Source organism: Streptomyces sp. SD31 (assembly GCF_052068475.1).
In the GTDB taxonomy this organism is placed as follows: Bacteria; Actinomycetota; Actinomycetes; order Streptomycetales; family Streptomycetaceae; genus Streptomyces.
On sequence record NZ_JBQHCX010000011.1, the window covers coordinates 126,274 to 149,930 of the forward strand.

Here is a 23,657-nt window from a genome sequence, read left to right on the forward strand (position 1 = left end):
CGACACCCGGGTCATGCAGGACCCCGACCGCGTCTGGGCCGTGCTCACCGACGTGCGCACGATCCCGGAGTGGTTCCCGGCGCTTCCCGTACCGGTTCGTGGAGGGACTGCCGCTGCCCATCGACTTCCACCTCGGCACCCTCGATGTGCTCCCCGACGGGGACGGCGCACGCGGGATCTACAGCCAGGAGATCCTTCCGGAGGGCCTGGCGCCCCTCGTCGAGCGGGCCGTCGGCGACGGAATCGCCGGCATCGCCCGGTACTTCGCCACACACGAATGAGCCGAAAGGCGCCGAGCGCAGCCGTCGCCGCCGGGGCTGTCAATCGGTGCCCGGTTGGACGAGCTTGAAGACGAGGCGGGCGGCGGTCCGCCTGACGGAGTGGCGCAGACCTGCCGCAGGCGCCGGGACGCGGGCCCCGCCCAGGCGGCGGAAGAGGGCCTCGGCGTTGCCGTGGTCGATGGCCTGGAGCGTGGCGGGGTCCACGCCGGTGTCGAGGCCGTTCGCGAAGTACTGGCCGGCCGGGGTCGGGGCGAAGGGCCAGTCGCTGCCGAACAGGACATGCCCGGGCCGTGCGAAGGCGAGCAGGGTCGGCAGGGCGGCCGGGCTGGAGGAGAGGGCGGTGTCGAAGTAGAAGGCGCGCAAGTCGTCCAGGACGTCCAGGGGGCTGCGTCCGGTGTCGGCGGCGATGGCTACGGCCATCCGGTGGGAGGCGTAGGGGACGAAGCCACCGGCGTGGCTCAGGATGAACCGGATGTTCGGGTACGAGCGCACGATGCCGTTGCGTACGAGGAGATAGGCGGCCCGGGTGGTGTCGAGGAGGAAGTCCGCGGCGAACGGCGGGATGTCCTCGACCGCGGGTGCCGGCAGATCGGCGGGATGGACGAACACCACCGCGCCCCGGTCGTCCAGCGTCCGCCACAGCTCCTTCTGGCCGTCCGCGCCGAGGTACCTGCCCTGGTTGTTGGCGAGAAGGGTGACGCCGTCGGCGCCCAGTTCGTCCAGGGCGCGCCCGGCCTCGGTGGCGGAGGCGGCGGTGTCCGGCAGGGGCAGGGTGGCGAACCAGCCGAAGCGGCCCGGGTGGGCGTCGGGGAGGGCGGCGCAGAAGTCGTTGAGCCGCCGGGCCAGATCCGCGGCCTCGGCCGGATCGGTGAGGAAGCAGGTGCCGGGGGTGGAGACCGACACGATGGCCGTGGCGGTGCCCAGCAGGTCCATCTGCTCCAGTGCGCCCTCGGCGCTCCAGTCGGGCAGGGCGCGCCCGCCGGCTTCGGTGATGCCCGCCTCGGCGAGCAGCTCGCGGTAGAACGGCGGGACGAGGTGCTGGTGGACGTCGACACGGGGAAAGGGAACGGTCACGGGGATGCCTCCTGGGCGGCGATCGGGGCGAGGGCGGCGTCGGTGAAGTCGTCGTCCCGGCCGACTTTGGGCCGGGAACAGCGTGCAGGCGGGTTACCTTCAGGTCCGTCACACGAAGGTGACCGATTCACACGAAGGTGACCGACACGGCGCCGAGGCAGCCGAACCGCGCCTCGGTCCGCCGCCCGGCGCTGACGAAGGGAGCGGTGGTCATGGCGCCGGGAAGCACCAGGTGCCCGGGCTCCAGCGCGGTGCCGAAGGCGGCGAGCGTGTTGGCCAGCCAGGCGACGGCCGCCGCGGGATGTCCCAGCACCTCCTTGCCGCCGCCCGAGGCGACGGGCTCACCGTCGATCACGAGGTCGACGGTGACGGCCGCGAGGTCGGGGGCGTACTCCAGCGGTACCCACGAGCCGTGGACCAACCCGGCGGAGCTGGCGTTGTCGGCCACGGTGTCGACGAGCGTGATCCTCCAGTCGCGGATCCGGCTGTCGACGATCTCCATCGCCAGGGCGACGGCCTCCGTGGCCGCGAGGACGTCCTGGGCGGTGACGCCCGGGCCGCTCAGGGGCCGCGCGAGGCGGAAGCAGATCTCCGGCTCGATGCGGGGCCGGCAGTAGCGCACCGCGAAGATCGGCGTGCCGTCGCGGTGGACCATGTCGTCCAGCAGATGACCGAAGTCGGGCTCGTCGACGCCGAGCAGCTGCCGCATCGCGACCGAGGTCAGCCCGACCTTGTGACCGACGACCGTCGCCCCGTCCGCGATCCGCCGGGCGATGTCGGCCCTGCTGCCCGGGCTGCTCGGTCAAGGTCATCGCACGCTCCGTAGCGGACATTCCAATTGGAACAGACACTACAGCAAGGTGGAAGTGATCGGTGTGACCAGCCGGGACGGGAGGGGTGGTCCGAAATCGCCAAATCCGGACCGGAAATAGTCTGGACCTGCTCGGAGCCTTGAATGGCCGTGTCCGGATCTGCTTGGGTGGCGGACCGATGGCCGCTGTCCACGGCGGCCTCTAGGGGGAATGGTTTTTGTGCTGGGCCGGCAATGGGGGCAGGAACAGGCCGTGCGACATCGGTGCGCACCGACGCACCGAGAGCGGTCGGGGCCGTTGACCGGGCCTCCGACCCCGCGGCATCGCTTCCCGCGCGGCGGACGCGACGGGCGACCGCACCGCGACCTGCCGTCCGCCCGGACCGCCCGCCGCCACTGAGTCGGCGGGCACGGCATCCCGGACCTCACCTCACTCACACCCTTCATGCAGACCAGAGGAAGGCGCATGAGGCATTTCCGCCTGCTCGTCGTGGGCAACGGCATCTCGGCGTACGGCAGTTACCTGAACATGGTGGCGCTCAACGTCTTCGTCTACGACGCCACGGGCAGCGCGCTGGCGGCCGGCCTCTTCATGGCCGTACGCCTGGCGACGAGCGTCGTGTCGGGCTGGGTGAGCGGGCGTCTGGTCTCGGCCCACGACCGCAAGCGCCTGATGGTCGGCGCCGACCTGTGCCAGGCCGTGGCGCTGCTGAGCCTGCTGCTCGCGCCCGAGGGCACGCGCCCCGGGCTGCTGTACGTCCTGGCCGTGGTCACCGGCGGCTGCTCGACGCTGTCCCAGGTCGCCCTGCGCAGCAGCATTCCGGAGATCGTCGGGGCGGAGCACCGCGTACGTGCCAACGGGCTGCTGGTGACCGGGCGTTCGCTCGCCATGATCGCCGGGTTCGCGTCGTCGGGTGTGGTGGTGGCCGAGCTCGGTTACTCCGCGGCGTTCGCGCTGGACGCCGCGACCTTCCTGGTCTCCGCGACGGTGCTGTTCCTGCTGCCCGTACGCACGAGGGCGGCCGAGGATGCCGTCGGCGGCGGCTCCGCGAAGTCCGCCGGCGCCGCCCGCTGGACGGCCCGGATGCTGCTGGGCACGGCCCCGCTGCTGATGGCGATGATCGCCGTGCGGGCGGTCGACGGGCTGGGCTCCTCGTCCCACAACGTCGCCTTGCCGATCTACTCCAGCGGCTTGGACCCCGACCATCCGGCCACGTTCATCAGCCAGTTCTGGGCCACTTGGGCCCTCGGCAACATCGTCGCCCAGCAGGTGATCGGCCGGGTCACCAAGAAGACCGGGCGCACACCGGGGGAGCGGGCGTTCGCACTCGGCGCCTGCGTGATGTCGGCCGGGTTCATCGTGGTCTTCAGCGGACTGCCGACCGTGCCCGCCGTGATCGCCGCGCTCGTCGCCGGAGCCGCCGACGGATTCACCGAGATCGTCTACGTGTCGCGGCTGCAGACCGCCCCCGACGAACAGCGCGGCCGCCTCTTCGGGCTCTCCGCCTCGGCCGAGAACACCGGCTTCGGCCTGGGCATGCTCGTCAGCGGCGCCCTGCTGGAGACGTTCTCCCCGCTGCAGGTGGTGGCCTCCTTCCACGGCCTGGCGATCGTGCTCTGCGCGGCCCTGCTCCTGCTGCTCCTGAGCCGCGGCCGCACCCGCGACCCCGGCGCCGAGGAAACGGTTGGCCAGGACAGGACGACGGTGACGGAGGGACACGGCTGATGGCCACGAGCGAGTCCGACCCGCGGATGGCCGTCATCGGCATGGCCTTCCGGCTGCCCGGCGCGGACACCCCCGAGGAACTCTGGCGCATCGTCCGTGACGGCACGGACCGCATCACCCGATTCACCCAGGAGGAACTGGCCGCCGCCGGCGTCCCCGCCGAGGAATACCGGGCGGCGGATTTCGTCGGCGCCTCCGGAGTGCTCGACGACATCGCCGGCTTCGACGCCCAGCACTTCGCGATGAGCCCCCGCGAGGCCCGGCTCACGGACCCCCAGCAACGCATGTTCCTGGAGTGCGCCCAGCACGCCCTGGAGAACGCCGGCTATCCGGACGAACGCGACGGCACCCGCGTCGGTGTGTACGCCAGTGCGGGATACCACCTGTACGCCCTGCAGAACTACCTCCTCAACAACGTCCTGCGCAGCCGGCCCGCCACCGACTGGATGGCCGGCATGCAGATCACGGTCGGCAACTACGCCGACTTCACGGCCACCCGGGTCGCCCACCGGCTCGGCCTCACCGGCCCCGCCGTCAACATCCAGACGGGCTGCTCCAGTTCCCTGGTCGCCGTGCAGTCGGCCGCGCAGTCGCTGCTCATGGGCGACTGCGACATCGCCCTCGTCGGCGCCACCGCCGTCCATGTGCCGAGGGCCCTGGGCTACCGGTACGTCAAGGGCTCGATCCTCTCCAAGTCCGGCCGCCTGCGGGCCTTCGACGCCGGCGCCGACGGCACCGTGGGCGGCACGGGCGTCCTGGCCGTCGTACTGAAGCGGCTGGCCCGGGCCGTCGCCGACGGCGACACCATCCACGGGGTCATCCGCGGCTGGGGCATCAACAACGACGGCGCGGACAAGACCGCCTTCACCGCCCCCAGCGCACACGGCCAGCGTGCGGCCATCCGGCAGGCCCTGCGGCGCGCCGGCGTCGGCGCGGACACCATCGGCTACCTGGAGACCCACGGCACCGGCACGCTCAAGGGCGACCCGATCGAGTTCGACGGCGCCGCCCGCGCCTACCGCGAGGACACCGACCGCACCGGCTACTGCGCCCTCGGCTCGACCAAGGCCAACATCGGCCATCTCGACGCGGCCTCCGGACTGGCCGGCCTCGTCAAGGCCCTGCTGGTCCTGCGGCACGGCGTCATCCCGCCGATGGCGAACTTCAGCGAGCCCAACCCCCGCCTCGACCTCGACGACAGCCCCTTCTACATACCGACGGCCGCCCGGCCCTGGCCCAAGAGTGACGTGCCCCGCCGCGCGGGCCTCACCTCACTCGGCGTGGGCGGCACCAATGTCCACCTGATCCTGGAACAGGCCCCCGACCCGGCGCCCCGCACCCACGCCGCCGCCCCCGCGGACGTGCTCCTGGTCTCCGCGAGCAGCGAGGCCGCCCTGGCGGACAACGCCCGCGCCCTGCGCGACCGGTTACGGCAGCCACCCGCACCCCACCTGGCGGACCTCGTCACCACCGCCGCCCTCGGCCGCGCCCACGGCCGCCACCGGCTCGCGGCCCGCGGCTCCACCCCGGCCGCCCTCGCCGACACCCTCGACGCCTGGCTCGCCGGGACCGCCGGAGCCACGGTCACCACGGGCACGACACCGCAGGAGGGCCCCGCGCGCGTCGCGTTCCAGTTCACCGGGCAGGGCAGCCCGTACCCGGGGATGGCCGACCACCTCCACGAGCGCTTCCCCGCCGTACGCGAGGTGCTCGACGCATGCGAGCACCACTACCGCGACCTCACCGGCGACTCCCTGCTCGCGGGACCGTTCGACAACACGGACACCGCGCAGCCCGCCCTGTTCGCCCTGCAGTGCGCCCTCGTCCGGCTCTGGCGTGACCTCGGCATCGAACCGTACGCCGTGACCGGACACAGCGTCGGAGAGTACGCGGCGCTGCATGCGGCGGGAGCCCTGTCGCTCGACGACGGACTGCGCCTCACCATCGAGCGCGGCCGGCTGATGCAGCAGCGTTGCGTCCCCGGCGCGATGGTGGCGGCCGCACTCGACCGGGGGAGCGCCCTCGCCCTGGCAGCCGAGGTGCCCGGCCTGGAGGTCGCCGTGACCAACGGGGAGCGCGCCCAGGTGCTCGCCGGGCCGGTCGAGGCCGTGGACCGGGCGTGCGCCCTGCTGGACGAGCGCGGCACACCGGGGCAGCGACTGACGGTGACCCGCGCCTTCCACACCGTCCTGATGGAACCGATGCTGGAGGAGTTCCGCAAGTTCCTCGACGACGTGGACTTCCGGCCGGTGCGCATCCCCTTCGTCAGCGCCCTGGACGGGGTGACCCGCCCGCCCGGCTGGACCCCGGACGCCGACCACTTCGTACGGCACACCCGCGAACCCGTCCGTTTCGACGAGGCGTTGCGCGGAATCGGCGCACAACGGCCCGACGTACTGGTCGAGATCGGTCCGCACACCACCCTCAGCGGTCTGGCCCGCCGCGCGCTGCCCGAGGTGCGGTCGCTGCCGTCGCTGCGCCGCGGCACCGGGCTCGGGTCCCTCTGGGGTGCGGCGGCGGGACTGCACTGCGCCGGAGCGGACGTCGGCTGGCGGGTGCTGTTGGACGGCACCGGGGGCAGACGCATCCCCCTGCCCGGATACCGGTTCCAGCACAAGGACTACTGGACAGGGCCGGAGTCGACCGCCCTGAGCACGGAAAGATCAGCGAGAGAGGAAGCCGAAGTGGTTCAGCAAGAGGCAGCGGTCGCGCGGGTACTCCACAGCATTGTCGAGGCGACCGCCCGGCACCTCGGCGAGGATCCGTCGGAGATCGTCGCGGACGCGTCCTTCTTCGACCTCGGCGCCGACTCGCTGCAGATGATCAGCGTGCTGCGGGAGCTGGAGCAGGAGCACCAGGTCAAGGTGACGATGCGGCAGCTGTTCGACGAGACGGGTACGCCACGGCGGCTCGCGGAGTTCATCGTCGCCCGCATGCCGGAGGGGACGGGGACTGCGCCGGCTGAACCCGCGGTGGAGCGGGCCGAGTCGGCGGCGCCCGTCACGCCCTGGGTCACCGCACCCGAACCCGCACCGACACCCACACTCGCACCCACACCCACACCCGCACCCGCACCCGAACCCGCACCAGCGCCCACTCCCGAGCCCGCCCCTGCCGCCACCGCATCCGCTTCCGCATCCGAGTACGCGACCCGCGAGGAGTTGGAGGACCTCGCCAACAAGATCCAGCAGATGTCACAGATACAGCTGCAGATGATGTCCCAGCTCTCCCAACTGCTCGCCCTCCAGACGGCCTCGGTGACGGAGCGGCTCAACGGCAAGGTGGCCAAGTGACCGGGCTGAACGGCATATCCGCGGCACTGGACCGGGACCTGGCCGCGATGACCGAACTCTCGCAGCGCATCGCCGAGCAGATGGGCGCCGCTACCGCCCCGGAGCCGCCGCGCGTCCACGGCCCCCGGGTGACGGTCGCGCGGACCTCCGGCATGGTGCGGGACGCCTCCCCGCGCTCCCAGCAGGAGCACCTGGACGACCTCGTACGCCGCTACACCGCCAGGACCCCGACCTCCAAGCGGATCGCCCAGCGTTACCGCCGCGTCCTCGCCGACAGCCGTGCCGTCGTCGGCTTCCGCAGCGGCACCAAGGAGATGCTGTACCCCATCGCGGGCCGCCGGGCGAGCGGGGCGCGCCTCCAGGACGTCGACGGCAACGAGTACGTCGACATCACGATGGGCTTCGGCGTCCTCCTCTTCGGCCACGAACCGGACTTCGTCACCGAGGCCGTCCGTGAGCACCTGTCCCGCGGCATCCAGCTCGGCCCGCGCAACGTGGAGACCGGCGAGGCGGCCGAGCTGCTGGCCGAGCTGACCGGTCTGGAGCGGGTGGCGTTCGCGAACTCCGGTACGGAGGCGAACTCCGCGGCCATCCGCCTCGCCCGCGCCGCCACGGGCCGCGACAAGATCGTCACCTTCCTGGGCGCGTACCACGGCCACGCCGACAACGTCCTCGGCCGCCCCTCGGGCAGCGGCGCCGACCACCTCACCGTGCCCGTCTCCCGAGGCGTCCCGCAGGCCGCCGTCTCCGATCTGCTGGTCCTCGACTACGGCAGCGACACCGCCCTGGAGACGATCGCCCGGCACGCCGACGACATCGCCGCGGTCGTCGTGGAACCGGTGCAGAGCAGGCACCCGTCGCTGCAACCGGTCGAGTTCGTGCGCAGGTTGCGCGAACTCACCCGCCGCCACGGCATCGTGCTGCTCTTCGACGAGATGCTGACCGGCTTCCGTCCCGCACCGCGCGGCGCACAGGAGCTGTACGGCGTCACACCGGACCTCGCCACCTACGGCAAACTCCTCGGCGGCGGCTTCCCCATCGGCGCCATCGCGGGCCGCGCCGACCTCATGGACGGCGTCGACGGCGGCTACTGGTCCTACGGCGACGACAGCTACCCGCCCGCCGACACCACCTTCTTCGGCGGTACGTACATCCAGCACCCGGTGTCGATGGTCGCCGCGCGCGCCGTACTGACCCACCTCAAGGAGCACAGCCCGCACCTGCAGGAGCGCCTCAACGCGCGGACCGCCGAACTGGCCGCGACGCTGAACGGCTTCTTCGAGGCCGAGGAGTACCCGCTGCGGATGAGCCACTTCGGCTCCCAGTTCCGCTTCGAGCACCGCGCCGACATGGAGCTCCTCTACCACCACCTGATGCTGCGCGGCGTGCACGTCTGGGAGTGGCGCAACTTCTTCCTGTCCACCGCCCACTCGGACGGCGACCTCGAGTTCGTGGCGGACGCCGTACGGGATGCGCTGCGCGAGCTGCGGACGGCGGGCTTCTTCCCGGGCGGGCGGCCCGTGGCGCCGAAGGCCGCGCCACCGAGACCGGCGCCGGTACCGGAACCCTGTGCGCCGGTACCGGAAGCACCTGCGCCGACGCCTTCCCCAGTGGCCGCCATGGCCTGGAACGCCGCCGCCGTCACCGAATCCCGGACCCGGCCGGCGAGCCAACCCGCCACGCGTACCACCGACTTCAGCGTCTACTTCTTCGGCGACTACCCTCAGGACGCGTCCTCACCGCGCCACGGCCAGTACGAACTCCTCATGGACATCGCCCGGTTCGCCGACCGGCACGGTTTCCATGCGCTGTGGATGCCCGAACGCCACTTCCACTCCTTCGGCGGCCTCTTCCCGAACCCGGCGGTGCTCGCCGCCGCGCTGTCCCGCGAGACCGAGCGCATCCGGCTCAACGCCGGCTCGGTCGTCCTGCCCCTCCACGACCCGATCCGGGTCGCCGAGGAGTGGTCGATGGTCGACAACCTCTCCGGCGGGCGCGTCGGCATCGGAGTCGCCAGTGGCTGGAGCGCCAAGGACTTCGCCTTCTTCCCCGACCGTTTCGGCCGCCACAAGGAGCTGATGTACGAACAGCTCGAGGAGGTACGGAAGTTCTGGCGCGGGGACGCCGTGCGCCGCACGACCGGTGACGGCGAGGCAGAGCTGCGGCTCTTCCCCCGACCGGTGCAGGACGCTCCGCCCCTCTACACCGCTGTGGTCGGCAACCCCGCCTCGTACGAACTCGCCGCCCGCCACGACCTGGGCGTCGTCACCAACCTGATGACCCAGACCGTCGAACAGCTCCAGGAGAACATCGCCCGCTACCGGCGCACCCGGGCCCGCCACGGCCTGGACCCGGACGCCGGGCGGGTGGCCGTCCTGTTGCACACCTATCTCGCCGAGGACCACGACACGGCGCGGACCGAGGCGTACGAACCGCTGTCCCGCTACATGCGCGCCTCCCTGTCCCTGTTCAGCGGCGTCACCAACAGCCTCGGGCACAGCATCGACCTGTCCGCCCTGAGCGAGGACGATCTGGACACGGTGTTCCGGCGTGCCTACGGCCGCTACTGCGACCAGCGTGCCCTGATCGGCACGGTGGACAGCGTGCGCCCGGTGGTGGACGCGGTGACCGGGGCCGGTGCCGACGAGATCGTGGCGCTCGTCGACTTCGGTGTCGCAGCGGACGAGCTGCGCGCCGGGCTGCCACGGCTGGACGCACTGCGCCGCCGCTACCGCCGGGGGCCGGCTGCCGGGCCGCCATCCGCCGAATCCGCCTCCGCCGACGCGCCCTTGTCGCCCGGCCAGGAACGGATCTGGTTCCTGGAGCGCCTCCTTCCCGGACGCACCGCTTACAACGAGGTCAAGGCGATCCGCCTGGCCGGCCCTCTCGACGTACCCGTCCTGCACGCGGCGCTGCGCGGCCTCGTCGCCCGTCACGAGGGACTGCGTACCGTCTTCCGGGAGACCGGGGACGGGCCACGCCAGGTCGTGCGGGCGTTCGCGGAGCCCGACTTCGCGTGCGTGGACGGCACCGACAGCCCCCAACGCACGCTCCAGGACGTCCTGTCGGCCGAGAGCGCGCGCCGCTTCGACCTGGTGAACGGCCCCTTGTTCGTCACCCGACTGGTCAAGCTGGGCGAGGCGGAGCACGTCCTCGTGCTGTCTCTCCACCACATCGTGGTCGACGCGGCCTCCGCCACCGTCCTCGCCCGCGACCTCTCCGCGCTCTACCGAAGCGAACGCGACGGAACCGCCCCCGGCCTTCCCGCGCTCACCCGGAGCTACGCCGACCACGCCAGGGAACAGGCGGCGGCCGCGAACAGCCCCGAGGCCGACGAGGACCTCGCCTACTGGCGCCGCACCCTCGACGGCGACCTGCCCGCCCTCGCCCTCCCCACCGACCGGCCCCGCCCGTCGACCATGACCTCCAACGGCCGGGCCGTCTTCCACACCCTCGACCCGGAGCTCTCCCGACGACTGCGGGAGTTGGGCCGCGCCCGTCGCAGCACCCTGTTCATGACCCTGCTCGCCGGGTACGCGGCGATGCTGCACCGGGTCACCGGGCAGACGGACATCGTCATCGGCACCCCGATCTCGGACCGGCCCGAGCGGGCCGAGCACCTGCTCGGGTTCTTCGTGAACACGCTCGCACTGCGCCTCGACCTGTCCGGCGATCCCGCCTTCGGCACCCTGCTAGACCGGGTGCGCACGGTCGCGCTCGACGCGTACGACCACGCGCGTGTGCCCTTCGAGAGGGTGGTGCGTGAGCTCGCGCCGCCCCGGGCGGTCGACCGGACACCGGTGTTCCAGGCGTTCGCCGAGTTCCAGCGCGCCGAACCGTTCCGCTTCGCACTGCCCGGCATCGAGGCCACACCGCTGGACGCGGGGCCGGACAAGTCCCTGACGGATCTCACGGTCTACTTCACCGACCAGCCGCACGGCATCCGCTGCCATCTGGAGTACAACACCGACCTGTTCGACGAGGCCACCGTCGACCGGTTCTTCGCCACCTTCAGGGACCTGCTCGCGGCAGCGGTCGACGCACCCGAGGCACCCCTGTCCCGGCTCGTCCCGGTAACCGCCGCCGACACCGCCGCCGACGGGGAACCCGTACCGCCGTCCTGGCAGCGCGGCCCGACCCGCCCGCTCACGGACACCACCGTCCACGACCTCGTCGCCCGAAAGGCGGCAGCGCTGCCCGACCGCACCGCGGTGATCAGCGGCGATACGAGACTGACCTACCGTCAACTGCACGATAGGGCAGAGCAGTTGGCCGCAGCTCTGCGGGAGCGGCAGCCCGAGGGCGGTGAGGTGGCCCTATGGCTGCCCCGCTCCGCCGACCTCGTCGTCGCCATGCTCGCCGTGCTCAAGGCGGGCCGCGCCTATGTGCCGCTCGATCCGTCCCTCGGACGGGCGCGCGCCGAGCAGGTCATCGGCGAGTGCGGGGCCCGGATCGTGGTGTCGACGCACGACGATGCGGCCGCCCTGAAGCTGCCGACGGGAGTGACCGTCGTACGGCCCAACGCGACCGCGCCCCCCTCACCGCGCGCCGCGTCCGCCACCGACCACCAGTCCCCGTGCTGCGTCCTGTACACCTCGGGCAGCACCGGCACCCCCAAGGGCGTCGTGGTGACGCACCGCGGCGTCGTCGACCTGTGCGAGTGGCACCACCGGCGCTTCACCTTCACACCGGCCGACCGCAGCGCGATGGTGTGCAGCCAGAGCTTCGACGCCTCGCTCCTGGAGATCTGGCCGGCGCTGACCGCGGGAGCCTCGGTCACCATCGCCGACGAGGGCCTCCGCAGGGATCCGCTCGCCCTGGCCCGGTGGTACGGCGAGCAACGTGCCACCTTCTCCATCCTCCCCACCGCCCTGGGAGAACAGCTGCTGCGGCTGCCGGCGGGCGACCAGCCGCCGCTGCGCCACCTGCTGCTCGGCGGCGATGTGCTGCGCACCCGGCCCCGCCCCGAGGCGCGGTACGAGACGGTGAACGTGTACGGGCCCACCGAGGTGACCGTCCTGTGCACCACCCAGACCGTGGCCGCGCAGAGCCCGGACGCCGCCCGCCCGATCGCGATCGGGCGCCCGGTGGACAACGTACGGCTGAGCGTGCTCGACGAGTCCGGCAGCCCCGCGCCCGTCGGCACGGTGGGGGAGCTGTACGTCGGCGGCCCGGGCGTGACCCGCGGCTATCTGCACCGCGCCGAACTCACCGAGGAGCGCTTCCCGCCGGACCCGGACGGCGGTCCGGACGCCCGCAGGTACCGCACCGGCGATCTCGTCCGCTGGGGTGCCGACGGGACGTTGGAGTTCTGCGGCCGGGCCGACGACCAGGTGAAGATCCGGGGCTTCCGGGTCGAGCCGGAAGAGGTCTCCCGCGTGCTCAACGCCCTGGACGGCGTGCGCGAGGCGGCCGTGCTGGCGCGCCGCAACGACCGCGGTGAGGCGTACCTCGCGGCGTATGCCGTCGCCGCCGACCAGATCGGCACGGCGGCCGACGACCGGCAGGCGTGCGCCGACCTCCTGGCCGAGGAACTGGCGGCCAGGCTTCCGGAGTACCTGGTGCCGCGTGCCTGGCGGGTCCTGCCCGCCCTGCCCGTGACGGGCAACGGCAAGCTGGACCGATCCGCGCTGCCGGCCCCCGACCTCGTCACTTCCGCACCAGCCGACCGCAGGCCGAGCCCCGTCGCCGGGCAGGCGGCGGAAGGCGACCGCACCGACATCGAGCGACGCGTACGGCAGCTGTGGGCGGCCGAGTTCGGCGTCGACGCCGACGGCATCGCGGCCGACGCCTCCTTCTTCGAGCTGGGCGGCCACTCGATCACCGCGATGCGGCTGGTCAACCAGGTCCGGGAGGAATTCGGCACCGAGTACCCGATGCTCAGCTTCTACCAGGAGCCGACGCTGCGGGCCATGACGGCCCAACTGGCCGCTGCGGCAGGCGACATGACCGACCGGACGAGCGTGCCCTCCGAAGCCGACGACGGCCCCGGCACGGTGGAGCGCCGGGCTCCTGCCACCGCGCAGCAGGCCCGCTTCGCCACGGTGCACGCCGACCACGACCTCCCACAGGTCTTCAACGTCGCCCTGCGGATCACCCTCTCCGGTGACCTGGACGCGACGTCCCTGCGCACCGCCCTGACCCGGCTCGTCGAGCGGCACGAAGGCCTGCGGACCCGCCTCGCCCGCAGCGGCGACGGCTGGGAGCAGCAGGTGCTGCGGCCCCGACCGGTGCGGCTGCCGGTCGAGGACCTCACCGCCCTGCCCGCGCGCGAGCGGCAGGCCGCCCTTGAACGAGCCAGTGACAAGGCCGCCGAGACACCCCTCGACCCCACCGCCGGAACCCCGGTGGCACTGCGCCTGTTGCGCACCGGCGAGAGCACCTGGGTCCTGCTCCTCGTCCTGCACCACTCCGCCTGCGACGGCTGGTCCGTCAGCCTGCTGCTGAAGGAACTGGCCGCGCTCTACGGCTCCGCCGTCACGGGCGAACCCGACACCCTGCCGCCCGTGCGGTGCCAGCCCGTGACGTACGCGCGATGGCAGCGGGAGCAGGCCGACGGGGCCGCCGACGAACGGAAACTGAAGTTCTGGCTCCGTGAGCTCGACGGAGTGCCGTTCACGGTCGACCTGCCGCTGGACCGGCCCCGGCCGAAGCGGGCGAGCGGACGGGGCGGCGCCGTGATGTTCACCGTGCCGGCCGAGGTGCGGGCCGCCGTCGAGCGCTTGGCGCGACAGCGCGGAACGACGCCCTTCGCGGTCACGGCCGCGGCCCTGGGCCGCATGCTCGCGCAGCAGTCCGCACAGGCCGACGTCGTGTTCAACATCTCCTACGCCAACCGCGAGCGCCGGGAGTTCGAATCCCTGCTGGCCTGCACGATCACCGGCTTCGCGCTGCGCGTGCGGGACGCGGCGGCCGGTGCCTTCACCGCGCTGACGGACCGCGTCGCCCGTACGGCGGTGGAGTGCATGGACCATGCCCTGCCGGTGCGCCGGATCGCCCCCGCGTTGCGGGAACGCACGGGCGTCGACGTGCCGGACCGGCTGGACGTCGGCTTCGCCTACCAGAGCACGCTGGACGCGGAGATCGAACTGCCCGGCCTGACCACGGCCGTCGAGGACCTCGCCCCCGCCGCGGCCCGGACCGAGCTCAGCTTCGGCCTGATCCCGGCCGGGGACGAACTGAAGGGCTTCGTGGAGTACTCGGCCGACCTGTGGGACCGCACCACGATCGAGGGCTGGACCCGCGACTACGTCGCCCTCCTGCGCGAGGAGGTCGACCGTGCCCTCGGCCGCTGACCGTCGCGGACGCTCACGCGGCGCTGCTGCTCCGCGGCATCCCGTGCCGGCAGGTCACGTCGTGCTGACTGCCGAGGCTCGTCCACCAGCGCTCGCAGCACGCCGAGTCGAGTTCCGCACGGACGATCGCCTCGGCGGTGTCGCCGGTGCGCCCGGTCCGTGCGATCAGCTCCAGCAGCCACCGCCGCTGTTCGCCGATCACGGTCTCCCGTACGACGGCGATGACCGGCACGAGACTCGCAGCGGCGAACAGGCACGCCCCCCACATGGGGCCGTACCGGAAGGTGAGGACCGAGGTCCAGGCGAGCCCCGCGCTCGTGGCGATGTAGAGGACACAAAGGAGGCGGCTGGAGCAGTTCATGGGCGTACACCGTCCTTGGGGAGGATCGATACCCCTTGTCCAACTGCTGACGGCCCGCGTGGACTCGGGTGATTTATCCCACCGTGACTGAACAGGGCGAGCCACCGGTTATGACTGGGCGCCGACCGCGGCCTTCCCCTGGAACGCGGAGCGGTAGGCGAGCGGCGTGGTGCCGACCACCCGGCGGAAGCGCTCCCGGAACGCCGTGGGCGAACCGAACCCCGCCTGCCGTGCGATCCGTTCGATCGGGTGGTCGCTGTTCTCCAGCAGATACTGGGCCCGCCGCACCCGTGCCCGCAGCAGCCACTGCAGCGGAGTGGTGCCGGTCTGCTCACGGAACCGGCGGCTGAAGGTGCGCTCACTCATCCCCGAACGCTCCGCCATCGCCGCGAGGGTGATCTCGCCGGCCAGGTTGTCCTCGATCCACTCCAGCAGCGGTTCGAGCGCCGAACCCCGCGGTACGGGCGGGTGTTCGTGCACGATGAACTGCGCCTGCCCGCCCTCCCGTTCCAGTGGTACGACGGCCATGCGCGCGGTGTGCGCGGCGACCGCCGAGCCCAGGTCCCGCCGGATCATGTGCAGGCACATGTCCAGTCCGGCGGCGGCTCCGGCGGAGGTGAGGACCTGCCCGTTGTCGACGTACAGCACGTCCGGCTCCACCCGGACGCGCGGGAAGCGCCGCGCCAGTTCGTCGGTGGCCATCCAGTGGGTGGTGGCCCGCAGCCCGTCCAGCAGTCCGGCCTCGGCCAGCACGAAGGCGCCCACGCACACCGACGCGATCCGCGTGCCGGCCTCCGCCGCCTCCCGCAGGGCCGCCACCACACGCGCGGAGGGCGGCCCGGTCTCGTCGCAGCCCGGCACGATGACCGTGTCCGCGTCCACCAGCCCTTCGAGCCCGCGGTCGATCCGCAGGGCGAAGCCCTCCGTGGGCACCTCCGGCGACTCGGCGCACAGCCGGACCCGGTAGGGGCGGCGGCCGTCCGGCAGGCGGGTCCAGCTGAACATCTGGAAGGGCGTCGCCATGTCGAACGGCACGACGTTGTCGAGAACCAGGATCGCCACGGTGTGCATGAACGCCACTCTAGGCGGATTCCCGCCACCCGACATAAGTGCAGGTGGCACAGTCGAGGTGTGCTGAGGAGGCGGGCAGGACTGTTGGCGAGAACCCGTTGGAAGCTGTCATTTCAGCCTCTGTCCGATCATCCGGCGGATCCCTAGCGTGGGGCGGGTGACCAAGATCCTCCTCACCCTTCACGTCCTGGCCGCCATCGTCGCCGTCGGCCCCGTCACCGTCGCGGCCAGCATGTTCCCCCCGGCCGCGCGCCGCGTCCCGGCGACGGACGGGGCGGTGGCGGTGGGCACCGTCCGGCTCCTGCACCGCATCTGCCGCGTCTACGGAGCCATCGGGGTGTCGGTCCCCGTGCTCGGCCTGGCCACCGCCCTGGCCATGGGCGTCCTGGGCAGCGGATGGCTCATCACGTCCATCGCCCTGACCGCCGCGGCCGCCGGAATCCTGATCGCCTTCGTCCTGCCGCGCCAGGAGGAACTCCTCGAGCGACTGGGCGCCGAGCAGCCCGTCGAGCACGCGGCCACCGTTCAACTCGCCATGTTCACCGGCATCTTCAACCTCCTGTGGGCAACCGTCACCGTCCTGATGATCGTCCGGCCCGGCTCGACTACGGGTGCCTGACCCGGGCCGTCAAGCGCTCTGGCAGAATTCGCACTTCAGTGTGCGTCGGCGCCTAGACTCGACAGCCGTGCCCAAATGCACACAGGGCCACGACATGAAAGGCGCGTTGACGGGTGTTCCAGGATTCCCCCATTTACGACCGGCTCATCGCGGAGCGCGGCGACATCCCCCTGCAGGTGCGCCGGGAGGCCGAACGCGTCAGCAGAGAAGTGGAGTTCGCCATGCAGCCGCTGCTGCAGTCGGGCGGCCACGCACCGGCTCCCGGACGCCCGGGACCCCCGGCCCCGACCTGGCAGCGCGGCGCCCTGCCGCCCGGCTCGCAGCAGCTCTGAGCACGGTCAGGGAACCTGCGCACCCGCACCGTTCACCTGCGACTGCTGCCACGAGGCGGGCCGGGCGAGCCACTCGGCGATGCCGAGAGCGATCGGCTGGCCCGTGTCCACCTCTATGAACCCGAACTGACCGGACTGGTTGCACTCCAGAAACCACCATGTCCCGTCGGCGTCCTCCACGAAGTCGAAGGCACCGTAGGCGAGTTCCGCCGCCCGCATGTACGCGCGGACGGCCTCGGTGACGCGCGGTGCGACCTCGACGGGCCGCCATGGCGCGTCCGACGCGTCGAAGCGGACGTCCACCTCGGCGTCGGGGTCGGTCGTCCGGCGGGCGGCCAGCAGGCGCTCGCCCACCACCGTGAGGCGGATGTCGGCCCGCTTGGCGACGCGCCGTTGCAGCAGGGTGGGCCCGAACGCGACGGCGGAGAAGTCCGCGTCCGGGGCCACCCTGCTGGTCGGCACCGCCCGCGGCGGATCCTGCGGATGCGCGCCGGACACCGGCTTGACCACCAGATCCGGATAGCGATCGGCGAAATCGCGGGCGGCCTGCGGAAAAGTCGTGATCAACGTGGCCGGCACGGGCAGCCCGCACCGCTGGGCCACCCGCAACTGCCACGGCTTGTAACGGGCCCGGCGGGCCGCGTCGGGATGGTTCATCCAGCGGGCGTCACACCCGCGCAGCATGCCGTACAGCGCCTGCCCGGCCTCCTCCGTCAGCCAGGCGGAAGGAATGACCGCCCGGGCCGCCGCGGTCCCCGGCCGGCGCATCCAGACCGACCGCAGCCCGTCGATGCCCACCAGCCGCCCCGCGGACGACAGATGGCCACGGAAGGCGCCGTGCACATACTCGCCCGACAGGGCGACCCCGCCGGTCAGGTCGGCGGGATCGAGCCGGACCACCGGGACGCCGGACGCGTTCAGGTGCACGACCACCATGTCCGCCGTCACGTCTTCTTCGCTGGTCAGAATCAAGACCGTCATCGTCGCCGATCTGTGTTCAGTCGTCGAAGTGGGTCTTCGACCCCGCCGTGGACGTCGTGGTCCCCAGCTCCCGCAACAGAGCATGATCACGGGCGGCTATCCGCCCGTCACGGAGCACGTTCAACTGCAGACCGGAGTCGTAGACGTACGGAGCGGTGACCTCCAACTCCGCCGCCGGCCGTGCATAGTTGAGCGCGAACGGTTGCATCGTCTCTCCCTCACAGGTGCTGCTCCGATCGAGCCTGGTCACCCAGCGGCGCCCTTCGGTCCGAAGACGCCCTTTGGTTTCCACTTACTTAAACGAATCGAACGAGTGATTGGTTTCCTTACTTTCTGTAACCAACGGCGTCCGGCGGTCCCGCCTCGGGAGAGCGGCGCAGGGTACGCAGTGCCAGCAAGAGCACGCCGATGTCGTCCAGATACACCGGATCCGGCACCAGATCGGCGGGCAGCACGAAGTACGCGACGGCACCCCAGAACACCCATCGCGGCCCGGTCGGCAGCCCGGCACGCCTCATGACGCGCCGGGTCCGCACCAGCCGCACCAGCACGCCGACGGCCACGGCGAGCACTACGGCCGCGAGGGCCACGGCGACGACGATCACTGTGGTGCTCGACTCCACGGACCCTCCTCCTGCCGGCGGTGCGCACGACACACTGCTCGTCGGATTCCCCCTCGCGGCGTGCGCATTGCATGACGGCGGTCACCTGGCGGTCCCCGTCACCCGTCAGGACGAAAGACGCGCGACCGGCCCCGGTACCTGCCTGGGCAGGAGCCGGGACCGCCCACCACGCGCACTGAAGGCAACCCGCCGGACGCAGTACGCGCCGCCTACGCCTCCTGCGCAGGCGGCGTACGCACCGCGCGGGGGCGCGTGCCGCCCTTGGCCTGCGCCTGCCGACGGGCCCGAGCGCGTCCGCGGTCGCGTTGCCGTTCGAGGCGGACCAGCAGCGGACGGCTGCCGAACAGGCTCAGCTGCTGTACGTGGACGGGTGTCAGGCCGAGCGGCAGGGCGTGGCCCAGTCCCCGCGCCTCGGGCAGCAGCACGATCGCACGCCCCTCGTCGGTGAGGACGCGGGCGAGTTCGCGCCACCATCGCTCCGGGTGCCCGGCGAGGCACCCACCCGCGTCGACCTGTTCTCCCCAGGGCGGGTTGCACAGGACACGGTCGATACTGCGATCGGCGAGGGGCAGGGCGCCGGCGTCCCCGTGCTGGACGGTGACCGGGAGCGGCCCGGCGTTGTGCCGTGCCGCCCGCCGCGCGGCCGGGTCGAGATCGAACCCGAGCAGGGTGGTGTCCGGCACCGTGTGATGGGCCTCGATGAGCAGGGTCCCCGCGCCACAGCAGGGATCCAGCACCCGCTGGCCCGGGCGCAGTTCGGCCGCCTGGGCCATGGCGGCGGCGACCGGCGGGTGCAGGGTACCCGCCACGGTCGCGTTCTTGTAGGTCCGCCGGTGCGCCGGGCGCCGCCCGAGGCGCAGCAGCAGGGTCGCGTGGGCGCCGTCCAACGTCAGCCGCCATCCGCTGTGGCCGGGCGGCGCGGGCTCGCCGTTCCGGCGCGCGTGGTACGGCACACCCGCGCGCTCGGCCAGAACCCGGCCGACGGCGTCCTCGATGTCGTACCGGTTGTACGTCCTGCGCCCCAGGAAGGACGCCGAGATCTCGATCCCGCCGAACCCGGCCGGCCCGCCGCGGGCCCGGCGTTCCCGGGCCAGCCCTTCCAGATCGACCGCGCGGGCCATCTCGGCCAGCGCGGCCAGGTTGCTCTTGTGCGGGCCGATGTCGTCCCGGCGGCGGGCGAGCAGGAAGACGTCGTCGGCGGTCCGCAGCCGCACCTGGCCGTCGCCGTTACCGGAAGGGGTGTCGGTGCTGGTCCAAAAGCCCACCTCGCGGTGGCCGATCCAGTCGATGGTCGCGGAACCCGTCCGCAGAATTTCCGTGCCGAGTGCGGGCTCCAACCCGCGTACGCACCGCGCCACCATGCGCATGATGCCGTCTTCTCCCACGTCGCAGCCCGGGACGGTGGAGGACCGTCCCGCATCGCCGGCGCCGGGTCGAGCCGCGCAGTGCCGACGGAGCGGCTAGCGGAGGGGGAAGAAGTACGTCATGATCGAACACAGTACCAGCGCGTCAACTTCCGTGAGAGCCTGCGGACATGGCCTTGATTCACCGCACCACCCTCAAACCGACCAAGCTGGAACTGCTCACCTCCTGGCTGCCCTCCCGTCCGTGGTACGGCGGCGCCGGTGAACCGAAGCTGGCCAAGGCCGGCGGCTTCCGGCTCGACGACCCGCAGGGGGAGGTCGGGATCGAGTTCATGGTGGCCACCGACACCGCCGGCACCGAGCCGGTCAGCTACCTGGCGCCGCTGACGTACCGCGGCGCCCCTCTCGACGGAGCGGAGCACGCCCTCGTCGGGACCATGGAGCACGGCGTGCTGGGACAGCGCTGGGCCTACGACGGCTGCTACGACCCGGTACTGGTCGCCCAGTTGTGGGCCCTGATCGAAGGGCGGGTCCAGGCTCAGGCACAGAGCATCACCGACACCGTCGACGAGGAGGTCACCCGCTCCTACGCCGGTGCGGGCCTCACCTCGACGCAGATCGCGGCCCCTGCCACCGACGACGCCGGAGGCACCAGGCTGACCGCACCGGACGGCTCGACTCTCCATCTGCACCGGGTTCTGCGGCCCGCCCCGAACGCCGCGTCGCTCCTTCCCGAAGGAGCCACCGGTCATGTCGGCGGCGCCTGGCAGCTCCCGGACGGCACCCGCGCCCACGGGCTGTTCGCCGCCCTGCACGCAGGCGCCCGGAGCTAGCACCGGCTCTAGCGGTCCGAAGTCTCCGCCCGCTCCTCGACGGCCTTGCCCTCCTGCTCACCGTCCGCGCCGGGCCCGGGCCTGCGCGCCCACGCGGGGACCTTGAGGCGCTCGAAGGTCCGGGTCAGCTGCTGGAGTGGGGAGGCCGTCGGGGCGGCGTCCGGCTCGGGCCGTGTCACGGGCACGGCCCCGGCGGACTCCCGGTAGGCCGCCAGCGCGGCGTGCGCCTGCTCGGCGGCCTCCCGGTACAGGTCGCGGGACTTCGTCATCGCCTCGAGCGCCTCGGCGTACATCGCCACGAGCTTGCGTTCACGGGCGAGTTCCTCCTCCAGCGTCAGCAGCCGCCAGTCCTCACGCAGGGCGGTGAGCGCCTCCTCGCCGTCCTCCGGCAATGGGCGCGGCAGCGCGGCGAACCGCGTCACGGCATGGATGAGCTCGGCCGGTTCCGAGCCGTCGAGAAAGACACTGCGTACGGCGAAGTCGTCGGCGTCGTAGCCCGACGAGGCCGCGGTCCCAGGCAGCACCACGGCACCACCGCGCGGCACCTGCACCCCGAAGTCCCGCAAGGCCCAGTTCACGACGCGCAGCTGATGGGGCGCGGCACGATGCTCGACCACCCGGTGCCGCAGGCTCGGCGGCACCATCCCCGCCAGGGGCACGCGGCCGCGCTCGTCCGTGGTCATGGCCTCGTGGACGACGACATGGATGCTCCAGCCGTCGCGCGCGCAGTCCCGCAGCACGCGCCGTACGGCCTTGTCGTCCGAGGGGAGGGGGTTGATGTCCGTCCAGCGCAGGCCCGTGACCGCATCGTGGTCCCAGGCCGCGTCCGGTTCCTGCGGCCAGAACATGGCGGCCGGCGACGGCCAGCGCGGGTCCCACGGGGCCTCCGCCTCCGCGACCAGCGTCCACACCTGCCCCTCGGCGGAGCCGTGTTCGAGGGTCAGCCTGGCCCGGACGGTCACCGTCTCGGCGACCCGCCATCGCGCCTCGAAGATCCGCTCCTGGGCGCCCTCGGTCTCGGGCACCTCCAGATGGTCGTCTATGACCCGGCTGTCCTTGAGCTGCCGCAGACTGAGCCGGAGTACGTCTTCCGCGGCGGGGCCGACGTGGCGGCCACGGGCCGACCACACCGAGGGCGGGGTCGTGGGGCGGGCGCTGGAGGAGCTGGGCATGGGGTCCATCTGTGAGCGGGGACACGTGCTCGTACCAGTATCGTCGCCGCCGATGGATGCCGGTCGGGCGGGGGTCCGCACACGGGGTGTGCACGATGCGCACAGCCCGACCGCCGCTCACTCGTGGCCCGCGCCACGTCCGGTCATGACAATGACTCGGTGAGCAGGACCCGCCCACCATCCGCATTGGGGCGGGTCCTGCTCGCGCGCGTTCCGCGAACGGTCAGCCGTGGTAGGTGATGTAACCGTTCCCGTCCGGGTCGCTGCCGCTCTTGGTGTACGAGTGCGAGTCGGCGCCGGCGCCCGAGGGCTTGTACAGCTTGATGGTGTCCTTGTCGTTGTTCCACAGGAAGTTGCAGTTGTCGCGGTACACGACGTTCTTGCTGTCGGAGTCGGTGCCGTTGCCGCCCCGGAGCTTCACGTAGTCACCGGGCTGCAGGTAGTGGTTCGCGCTGAAGACGAACTTGTTGGTGGTGCTGGCATCCCTCACGACGTAACCCTTGAGGTTCACGGTCGTGCTCGACGAGTAGTTCTTGATCGTCACGTACTCCTCGTCGGTATTGCCGGTGGAGCAGCTGTTGGAGTCGCGGCCCGGGGCGTCGTACTGGATGCCCTTGACCTTCAGCGCGGACGAGTACTCGGTGGCCTGTGCCGGTACGGCGGACAGCGCGGCGAGCGCGCCGGTCGCGACGGCGGTTGTGGCGACAAGGCGTATGCCCATGGAGAATTACCCCCCTGTATGGAACTTCTGTGAAGATCAGGAGTGTATGCAGTTCACGCGAGTGCCGTGGTGACTTCACCGAAATGTGAGACAGGGGTGCGTCAGTGCGGGTAGGCCCGCGGTGGCCGCTGACGCGGGAGCTCGTCGCGGAACTCCGCGATGACCGAGCTGATCTGGCGCATGAGCGCGGTGTTCTCCAGCCGGTCGAGATAGAGGTTGCGCCGGGCCAGGGCGGGCGCGTCCGCGCAGAAGTACAGGGCCATGAGCGGATTGACGAACAGCTCGCTGTCCCTGGTCCGTTCGGTGAACCGTACGTCGCCGAAGTCACCGCGCACCGCGGCCGCGACGGAGCCCTGGACGATGCTCGGGTGGTCCGGCGTGCACCGCTGGGCGTGCTCCACCGCGTCGAGGTAGAGGCGCCCCTCACGGCTGTCGCGCGGCAGCGAGAACGTGCCGAGGTAGCCGCCCTCGCGGTCCAGCGCGGCGAGGTTCTCCAACACCAGGGAATGGTTGACCCCGTGGTAGGAGTCCACCCCGAATCCGAGGCACGCCACCAGCCGCACGGGAACCTCGTCGAGCCCGGCCACGGCGGCCAGGCTGGCCATGTCCTCCTCCGGCGTGCCCAGCCCGTTCTCGTCGCCGCGCATCAGGATGTCGGTCCCGCCGTCCACCAGGACGATGGCGTCCACGCCGCCCAGATGCCCGGCGAGCGCGCGGTAGGCGGCCCTGAGCGGCTGGACGCCCGTGAGGGGAAACGCGTACACCGTGTCGGGCAGGTCATGCCGGGCGAGCCAGGTGGCCAGCGTCCGCTCGGGAAAGTAGTCGCCGCGGACCGCGGTGTCCGGCCGTATCGCCGCGACGTCGTGGTCCACCCATACATCGAGGTCCAGCCCGTACAGATCCGAGAAGGACAGGCCGGCCAGCCGGACCTCCTTGCCCGCCGCCCGCAGCGCGAGGGCCAGTGGCACACCGGCGTACACGTCGAAACCGCCGCCGGCGCCGGCGACGAGCACCCGCCGCGCATCGCGCAGCCGGGTGAAGAAGGGGGGCTCGAGAAGTGAGAACACCGGGCAACGTTAATAGAGGGCGATCACCGCGGA

At 71.9% G+C, this 23,657-nt stretch carries 18 protein-coding genes; 7 read left to right on the forward strand and 11 right to left on the reverse strand.

Annotated features, from left to right (window positions below; genetic code table 11):
• Window positions 1-98: 98 nt before the first annotated feature.
• Complete coding sequence (locus ACTMVF_RS24210) at window positions 99-281, forward strand: hypothetical protein (RefSeq protein ID WP_441273198.1); 183 nt, start codon at window positions 99-101, stop codon at window positions 279-281.
• A gap of 39 nt (window positions 282-320) precedes the next feature.
• On the opposite strand, the gene ACTMVF_RS24215 is transcribed toward ACTMVF_RS24210, so the two are convergent.
• Window positions 321-1,355 carry an amidohydrolase family protein gene (locus ACTMVF_RS24215; RefSeq protein WP_441273199.1) on the reverse strand — a complete coding sequence of 345 codons (1,035 nt, stop codon included), beginning with the start codon at window positions 1,353-1,355 and terminating at the stop codon, window positions 321-323.
• A 127-nt stretch (window positions 1,356-1,482) separates the two neighbouring features.
• Entirely contained in the window at window positions 1,483-2,064 is a 582-nt protein-coding gene (locus ACTMVF_RS24220; protein WP_441273200.1) for a 2-keto-4-pentenoate hydratase, read from the reverse strand.
• A 568-nt stretch (window positions 2,065-2,632) separates the two neighbouring features.
• Here ACTMVF_RS24220 and ACTMVF_RS24225 point away from each other — a divergent pair.
• From ACTMVF_RS24225 to ACTMVF_RS24235, 3 genes are read left to right on the forward strand one after another with little or no spacing between them, the layout of a single operon-like run.
• Complete coding sequence (locus ACTMVF_RS24225) at window positions 2,633-3,892, forward strand: MFS transporter (protein WP_441273201.1); 1,260 nt, start codon at window positions 2,633-2,635, stop codon at window positions 3,890-3,892.
• Entirely contained in the window at window positions 3,892-7,185 is a 3,294-nt protein-coding gene (locus ACTMVF_RS24230) for a type I polyketide synthase (RefSeq protein WP_441273202.1), read from the forward strand. Before ACTMVF_RS24225 ends, ACTMVF_RS24230 begins: the two co-directional genes overlap by 1 nt.
• Window positions 7,186-7,232: 47 nt before the next feature.
• Window positions 7,233-14,480 carry a MupA/Atu3671 family FMN-dependent luciferase-like monooxygenase gene (locus ACTMVF_RS24235; protein WP_441273359.1) on the forward strand — a complete coding sequence of 2,416 codons (7,248 nt, stop codon included), beginning with the start codon at window positions 7,233-7,235 and terminating at the stop codon, window positions 14,478-14,480.
• A gap of 13 nt (window positions 14,481-14,493) precedes the next feature.
• Here the strand turns inward: ACTMVF_RS24235 and ACTMVF_RS24240 are convergent, their stop codons facing one another.
• Both ACTMVF_RS24240 and ACTMVF_RS24245 read right to left on the reverse strand, forming a co-directional pair.
• Window positions 14,494-14,841, reverse strand: coding sequence for a hypothetical protein (locus tag ACTMVF_RS24240; protein ID WP_441273203.1), 348 nt, complete (start codon window positions 14,839-14,841; stop codon window positions 14,494-14,496).
• A gap of 108 nt (window positions 14,842-14,949) precedes the next feature.
• Window positions 14,950-15,912 carry a GlxA family transcriptional regulator gene (locus ACTMVF_RS24245; protein ID WP_441273204.1) on the reverse strand — a complete coding sequence of 321 codons (963 nt, stop codon included), beginning with the start codon at window positions 15,910-15,912 and terminating at the stop codon, window positions 14,950-14,952.
• 157 nt (window positions 15,913-16,069) lie between these two features.
• On the opposite strand from ACTMVF_RS24245, the gene ACTMVF_RS24250 reads away from it, so the two are divergent.
• Window positions 16,070-16,531 carry a DUF2269 family protein gene (locus tag ACTMVF_RS24250; protein ID WP_441273205.1) on the forward strand — a complete coding sequence of 154 codons (462 nt, stop codon included), beginning with the start codon at window positions 16,070-16,072 and terminating at the stop codon, window positions 16,529-16,531.
• Window positions 16,532-16,644: 113 nt separating this feature from the next.
• Window positions 16,645-16,863 carry a hypothetical protein gene (locus tag ACTMVF_RS24255; protein WP_441273206.1) on the forward strand — a complete coding sequence of 73 codons (219 nt, stop codon included), beginning with the start codon at window positions 16,645-16,647 and terminating at the stop codon, window positions 16,861-16,863.
• Window positions 16,864-16,869: 6 nt separating this feature from the next.
• On the opposite strand, the gene tgmB is transcribed toward ACTMVF_RS24255, so the two are convergent.
• The 4 genes from tgmB to ACTMVF_RS24275 form a co-directional block, all read right to left on the reverse strand.
• On the reverse strand, window positions 16,870-17,844 hold the full coding sequence (tgmB, locus tag ACTMVF_RS24260) for an ATP-grasp ribosomal peptide maturase (protein WP_441273207.1): 975 nt from the start codon (window positions 17,842-17,844) through the stop codon (window positions 16,870-16,872).
• A gap of 16 nt (window positions 17,845-17,860) precedes the next feature.
• Entirely contained in the window at window positions 17,861-18,052 is a 192-nt protein-coding gene (gene tgmA, locus ACTMVF_RS24265) for a putative ATP-grasp-modified RiPP (protein WP_301994635.1), read from the reverse strand.
• A 118-nt stretch (window positions 18,053-18,170) separates the two neighbouring features.
• On the reverse strand, window positions 18,171-18,467 hold the full coding sequence (locus ACTMVF_RS24270) for a YkvA family protein (protein WP_441273208.1): 297 nt from the start codon (window positions 18,465-18,467) through the stop codon (window positions 18,171-18,173).
• Window positions 18,468-18,676: 209 nt separating this feature from the next.
• On the reverse strand, window positions 18,677-19,834 hold the full coding sequence (locus ACTMVF_RS24275) for a TRM11 family SAM-dependent methyltransferase (protein WP_441273209.1): 1,158 nt from the start codon (window positions 19,832-19,834) through the stop codon (window positions 18,677-18,679).
• 167 nt (window positions 19,835-20,001) lie between these two features.
• Between ACTMVF_RS24275 and ACTMVF_RS24280 the strand changes: the two genes are divergently transcribed.
• Window positions 20,002-20,664 carry a maltokinase N-terminal cap-like domain-containing protein gene (locus tag ACTMVF_RS24280; RefSeq protein ID WP_441273210.1) on the forward strand — a complete coding sequence of 221 codons (663 nt, stop codon included), beginning with the start codon at window positions 20,002-20,004 and terminating at the stop codon, window positions 20,662-20,664.
• Between the two features lie 8 nt (window positions 20,665-20,672).
• Here ACTMVF_RS24280 and ACTMVF_RS24285 read toward each other — a convergent pair whose 3' ends face one another.
• From ACTMVF_RS24285 to ACTMVF_RS24295, 3 genes are all read right to left on the reverse strand, one after another.
• Complete coding sequence (locus ACTMVF_RS24285; RefSeq protein ID WP_441273211.1) at window positions 20,673-21,836, reverse strand: hypothetical protein; 1,164 nt, start codon at window positions 21,834-21,836, stop codon at window positions 20,673-20,675.
• Between the two features lie 223 nt (window positions 21,837-22,059).
• Window positions 22,060-22,557, reverse strand: coding sequence for a lamin tail domain-containing protein (locus ACTMVF_RS24290; RefSeq protein WP_441273212.1), 498 nt, complete (start codon window positions 22,555-22,557; stop codon window positions 22,060-22,062).
• A 101-nt stretch (window positions 22,558-22,658) separates the two neighbouring features.
• Window positions 22,659-23,624, reverse strand: a complete 966-nt coding sequence (locus ACTMVF_RS24295) for a DUF1152 domain-containing protein (RefSeq protein WP_441273213.1) — start codon at window positions 23,622-23,624, stop codon at window positions 22,659-22,661.
• Window positions 23,625-23,657 lie beyond the last annotated feature (33 nt).